Raw genomic sequence first — 5,256 nt, forward strand, 5'->3', positions numbered from 1 at the left:
CACGTCACATCCCCGCGGGAGCGCGACTGGGAGCGGAGCTCAGACCGATCCGGCGTTGGGCTGGTCGCACTGACCGACGGGGCCGGTGGGCGTGTACGGGTGTCCGTCCAGGGTGGTGTCCGCATGACAGGGGACGGCGCCGGTGTTGCAGTCGATGACGAGGGTGCGCAGGAACGGCACGGCGCAGCCGTCGAGTTGCGCGGTGACGGAGAACTGGTCGGCGGTCCACGACTTGCTGGTGATGTGGAAGGTCTCCAGGTACAGGGCCACGTAGAGGTTGCCCCCGGCCAGGTCCGCCGCGGTGACGGGGGTGGAGACGGTCAGCGTCTCGACGTGGCCGACGGGGGTGTTCGGCATGACGCTGTCCCCGGCGATCTCTGCGGTGTCGCGATACAGCCACAGTGAGCCGACCTGGCCCTGGCCCGTGCCTGGCCCGTTCTGGGTGACGCGTGCGGGCACGGTGAGAGTTCCGGCGGCTCCTGCGCAGTTGGGCGGGGCGGCGGTGATGCGGCCGACGGCGGTCCGGTAGACCTGGGCACCGTCGCCGGCGGAGGCGTTCGGGTCGGCGGGGTAGGCGAGGGCAGCACCGGACGACAGGGCGGCATGGGAACCCGGCAGGTCCGGGTTGGCCCGCCCGAGGCCGATCGTGGTGACGGAGTCGTCGACGACCGTGAGGGTGACCGGGGTCGGGGTGGTGCTCGTGTCGCACAGCAGCAGCGTCGAGGAACTGCGGCACGGCGGCAGGCACGAAGAGGCGCACGGCGTCCGGCCGCCGTGGGGCGTAGGGGCAGGGGCGGGAGCCGTACGGGTGGTGTCCCGGGGGAAGGGGCCGCCCCTGGCCTTCCGGTCCGGCGGTCCCGTGCCGAAGGACCCGGTATGACACGTCTTCCGTCCCGAAGGGCGGCGCGGTGGGTCCCGCTCGCCGCGACCGTCGTCCTCGCCACCGCACCCACGGGCGTCCCGCCGGGCGCCGCGACCGCCGCTCCGCTCCCCGCCGGCGCCCCCGCTCCGGCCCTCGTCGTCACACGGTCCGCCGTGCACCCCGTGGACGAGGGCGGCACCGCCCGCGTCGACCTGTCGGTCGTCACGCCCGGCGCGGCCGTGCTCGCGGAACCCGTCACCGTGACGTACGCGACGGAGGGCGGGAGCGCCGAACCGGGGCGGGACTACACGCCGGTGCGCGGCAGCCTCGTCCTTCCCGCCGGTACGCCTTCCGGGGCGGGCCGTTCCGTCCGTGTGACCGCCCTGCGCGACGGGGCCGCAGAGGAGGCCGAGACCGTCGCGCTGAGGCTGACGGTCCGGGGCGCCCGGGGGCCCGCCGAGACGCCGCTCGTCGTGGTGAACGCGCACGGGCTGCCGTACCTCGACCCCAGCCTCCCGACGCGGGAGCGGGTGGCGGATCTGCTCGGACGCATGTCCCTGCGGGAGAAGGCCGGGCAGATGACGCAGGCGGAGCGCGGGGCGCTGCGCGCTCCCGGGGACATCGCCGGGTACGGCCTCGGTTCGGTGCTGTCGGGCGGCGGGTCGGCGCCCACGCCCAACACGCCGGCGGCCTGGGCCCGGATGACCGACGCGTACCAACTGCGCACGCGGGCGACCCGTCTGCAGATTCCGCTGCTGTACGGCGTGGACGCGGTCCACGGGCACAACAACGTGGCCGGGGCGACGATCATGCCGCACAACATCGGCATCGGCGCCGGCCGCGATCCCGGGCTCGCGGAGCGGACCGCCGCCGTCACGGCGAAGGAGGTGCGGGCGACGGGTGTGCCGTGGAGCTTCGCGCCTTGTCTGTGCGTGAGCCGGGACGAACGGTGGGGGCGCTCGTACGAGTCCTTCGGGGAGGATCCCGCTCTCGTCACCGCGATGGCGGCGGTGATCGGGGGCATGCAGGGCGCGCCGGACGGGACGGATCTCGACCGCGGCGACAAAGTGCTGACGAGCGCCAAGCACTTCGTGGGCGACGGGGGTACGGCCTACGGTTCCTCGTCCACCGGGTCGTACACCGTCGACCAGGGGATCACCCGGGTCACGCGCGCGGAGCTGGAGGCGGTCCACCTGGCGCCGTTCGCGGAGGCGGTCAGGCGCGGGGCCGGGACGGTCATGCCCTCGTACTCCTCCCTCGACGTCCTCGGGGACGGACGCGGGCCCGTGAAGATGCATGCGCACACGGAGATGATCACCGGGGTACTGAAGGGGCGGATGGGCTTCGAGGGGTTCGTCGTCAGCGACTGGCAGGCGATCGACCAGCTTCCCGGCGACTACGCGAGCGACGTACGCACCTCGGTGACCGCCGGGCTCGACATGATCATGGTGCCGACGGAGTACCCGGAGTTCGTGCGGGTGCTCGTCGCCGAGGTGGAGGCCGGGCGGGTGCCGATGGCGCGCGTGGACGACGCGGTGGGCCGGATCCTGACGCAGAAGTTCCGCCTGGGGCTGTTCGAGAAGCCGTACGCGGACACGACGCACCTTTCGGCGGTCGGCTCGGCCGCGCACCGAGCGGTGGCGCGGGAGGCGGTGGCCAGGTCCCAGGTGCTGCTGAGGAACGAGGGCGCCGTGCTGCCGCTGAGGCCGGGGCAGCGGGTGTACGTGGCGGGGTCGAACGCGGACGACCTCGGTCGTCAGTCCGGCGGCTGGACCCTCTCGTGGCAGGGGGCACCGGGCCGGACGACGACCGGTACGACGATCCTGGAGGCGATGCGCCGGGCCGCCCCGGGGGCGGACATCGCGTATTCGGCGGACGCCTCGGCCCCCGTCGGCGGGTACGACGTCGGCGTGGTGGTGATCGGCGAGGCGCCCTACGCCGAGGGCGTGGGGGACGTCGGCAACGGCCACGTCCTGGAGCCGGCGGCCGCGGACCGGGCGGCGATCGACCGGGTGTGCGGGGCCGTGCCCTGCGCGGTGCTCGTCGTCTCCGGCCGGCCCCAGCTGCTGGGCGACCGGCTCCCCGTGATCGACGCCCTGGTGGCGTCCTGGCTGCCCGGCACCGAGGGTGACGGGGTGGCCGACGTGCTCTACGGAAGGCGGCCCTTCACCGGCCGGCTGCCCGTCTCCTGGCCCGCGTCGGAGTCCCAGCTCCCGCTGAACGTGGGTGACGCGCGCTACGCCCCGCTGTTCCCGTACGGCTGGGGGCTGACGACACTCGCTCCTCCACCGGCCGGGGGCGCGCCCGCCCTGCGGGCGGTCGAACGGACCGTCCACGCCCTCCGGGCCGCCGGCCGCGCGCACACGCCGGAGGCCCGCCGGCTCGTGGACCGGGCCCGTCTGATCGTCCAGGACCGGATCGGCCCGCGCGTGGCCGAGCCCATGGCGAAACCGTTCGCCGAGGCGGACCACCTGCTGATGAGCGGGGACCCCGTCGGAGCCGTGACGAAGCTGAGGGAGGCGTACGCGGCGGCGGAAACGTGACGGGGCGGTGATACGGCCCCCGGGCTCCGGCGCGCGCCCGGGGGCCTTGTCCGCGCCCATCCCACGAGGTACCTTGCATGGCATGGTACCTGGTGACGCAATGAACGAGGCGGGGGGCAGGGTGCCCAGTCAGCTGCGCAAGGGCGTGCTGGAGTACTGCGTTCTCGCGCTGCTCAGGGACGGACCGAAGTACGGCGTCGAGCTTCTGGGCGAGCTCGCGGCGGTCAGTGTCATGACGACCAGTCAGGGCACCATCTATCCGCTCCTGTCACGGCTGCGGCGGGAGGGCCTCGTCGACACCCGGCTCCGCGAGTCGCCCAGCGGTCCACCGCGCCGCTACTACACGCTGACGGCCGGCGGCCGGGCCGCCCTGGGCGAGTTCGCCGGGGTGTGGCCCCTGTTCCGGGACGCCGTCGACCACTTCCTCAACCACCCGCAGGGGGATCCCGTATGAACGCCACCGAGCACCCGCTCGCCGCCGCCTACCTCGACTCCGTCGCCCGCGAGGCGGCCGCGCTGCCGCCGGAGCGCCGGGCGGAACTGCTCGCCGACCTCCGCGAGCACATCGAGGTCAGCGGTGCCGGGAGCGACGAGGAGGTCCGTGCGGTGCTGAACCGACTGGGTGACGCCCGGACCGTGGCCGCCTCGGCCCTGGCGGAGGAGCCGGCGGCGCGGCGGGCGCCGGACGGCGGGCGGGGACGGGTCCGGCTGACGCTGGGACTGCTCGCCTCCGCCGGGCTGCTGGTGCTGCTCCACCCGCTCCTCGGCACGGTCGCCCTCTTCGCCGGCCTGGCCCTGCTGTGGAACTCGCCGCTGTGGACCACCCGGCAGAAGCTGACGGGTACGGTGACGGCGGTGGCGCCCCCGCTCGTCCTCGTGGTCGGCGGCCTCCTTGGGGCGGCCTCCCGGATCGGACCGCTCGAACTCCTGGCGGTCATCGCGTTGTCGGCCGGTGTCCCGTTCGCCGGCGCGACGGCTCTCCGGCGTGCGGCCCGGCCCTGACCCTCGGCCCGCCGGTCCGTCGGCCGACCGAACCGCCGGGCCGGGTCAGGGGCCGGCCGGCGCGGGCCGGGTGGCGGACAGGACGCCGATCTTGTCGATGCGGTGCTCGGGGTTTCCCTGGGCGTCGCGCCAGAAGTTGCCCGCGGCGTCGTCCTCGGGCGTGGCGCAGGTGGACAGGGTGATCATGGCCCGGGTGGGCTTCTCCCCGGGCTCCCCTGGGACGGCCGCCCGCTGCTCGGCGAGGGAGCGTGCCGAGCGGAAGGAGGTCGTTCGGGTCTCCACGATCCGGTATTCGTGGACGGTGCCGCCGGCCGTCACGTACACCACGTCCCCGGTCTTCAGCGCGGGCAGGTCGCGCAGCGGGCCGCCCGCGGAGAGCCGGTGGGCGGTGACCAGGTAGTTGCCGATGTCTCCCGGCCCGACGCCCCCGCGGCTCCCGTGGGGGCTGGCGGCGACACCCCGGTCCTGGATCCGGGTGCCGGCCGGGTCGTCGGTCGTCCCCTCGTACGGCAGGACACGCAGGTCCCGGATGCCGATGGACGGGATGTCCAGTTCGGCGGCGCGCGGCCGCGCCGTCGGGGAGGGGGACGGGGACGGACCCTGCCGATCCGGGGCGGCGGGCGGACCCGCGACGCGGGCGTGGAGGGCGGTGACGGCCGTACGGCTCGCGGCGGCGCCTGCCTCGTCGGGGGCCGCCGCGCAGCTCGCGAGGAGGGTCAGCGCGCAGGCCGCGAGGGCGGTGCCGAGGGGACGGCGGGCGCGCGGCGCGGCGCTGCGGGGGGATGTCATGGGCCACCGCCCGGGCCGAGGCCCGCGCCGGCGAGAAGCGCCCCGGCCTCTCGGACGACC

The 5,256-nt window shown here is 75.1% G+C and carries 5 protein-coding genes; 3 read left to right on the top strand and 2 right to left on the bottom strand.

The features are described from left to right. Positions 1–39 precede the first annotated feature (39 nt). Positions 40–459, bottom strand: a complete 420-nt coding sequence (locus RIF68_RS26495; RefSeq protein WP_309053817.1) for a hypothetical protein — start codon at positions 457–459, stop codon at positions 40–42. Between the two features lie 417 nt (positions 460–876). Between RIF68_RS26495 and RIF68_RS26500 the strand changes: the two genes are divergently transcribed. The 3 genes from RIF68_RS26500 (at position 877) to RIF68_RS26510 (ending at position 4,407) form a co-directional block, all read left to right on the top strand. After that, a complete protein-coding gene (locus tag RIF68_RS26500) occupies positions 877–3,405 on the top strand; it encodes a glycoside hydrolase family 3 N-terminal domain-containing protein (protein ID WP_309053818.1) in 2,529 nt (842 codons plus the stop codon). Between the two features lie 82 nt (positions 3,406–3,487). Then, positions 3,488–3,859 carry a PadR family transcriptional regulator gene (locus RIF68_RS26505; protein WP_309053819.1) on the top strand — a complete coding sequence of 124 codons (372 nt, stop codon included), beginning with the start codon at positions 3,488–3,490 and terminating at the stop codon, positions 3,857–3,859. Beyond that, positions 3,856–4,407 (top strand): hypothetical protein, encoded by a 552-nt coding sequence (locus tag RIF68_RS26510; RefSeq protein ID WP_309053820.1) that lies wholly within the window; start codon positions 3,856–3,858, stop codon positions 4,405–4,407. The genes RIF68_RS26505 and RIF68_RS26510 overlap by 4 nt, the downstream gene beginning before the upstream one ends. 45 nt (positions 4,408–4,452) lie before the next feature. Here the strand turns inward: RIF68_RS26510 and RIF68_RS26515 are convergent, their stop codons facing one another. After that, entirely contained in the window at positions 4,453–5,196 is a 744-nt protein-coding gene (locus RIF68_RS26515; protein WP_309053821.1) for a class E sortase, read from the bottom strand. Positions 5,197–5,256 lie beyond the last annotated feature (60 nt).

This window comes from Streptomyces sp., from assembly GCF_031178505.1.
In the GTDB taxonomy this organism is placed as follows: Bacteria; Actinomycetota; Actinomycetes; order Streptomycetales; family Streptomycetaceae; genus Streptomyces; species Streptomyces gulbargensis.